This window comes from Stenotrophomonas sp. GbtcB23, assembly GCF_019091045.1.
Lineage (GTDB): Bacteria > Pseudomonadota > Gammaproteobacteria > Xanthomonadales > Xanthomonadaceae > Stenotrophomonas > Stenotrophomonas rhizophila_A.
Map to the genome: position 1 here is coordinate 1 of NZ_JAGXKC010000604.1, position 244 is coordinate 244.

General features: G+C 63.5%; 1 pseudogene. It reads right to left on the reverse strand.

The annotated features are described in order from the left end of the window. Positions 1-244: pseudogene (locus tag KVS69_RS20265) on the reverse strand (hypothetical protein); the annotation flags it as partial.

Below are 244 nucleotides of genomic sequence, written 5' to 3' on the forward strand. Positions count from 1 at the left end.
CCGATCCCGCGTGAGCGGCAGGTCGAAGAGCCGCTTGCCGGCCGCGTTGCGAATGGCGTTCGCCACCGCGGCCGATGTTGGTCCCTGGGCCGCTTCGGCTATTCCAAGGAAAGGCGCGCCGGGACGGTTGACGATATGCACTTCGACGGTCTCCGGTATGCTTGCGAAGCACAGGATCGGATAGTTCGACCAGTCGGAGCTGGTGATGCGCGTCCGGTCGAAGGAAACGGCTTCATAAAGCGTC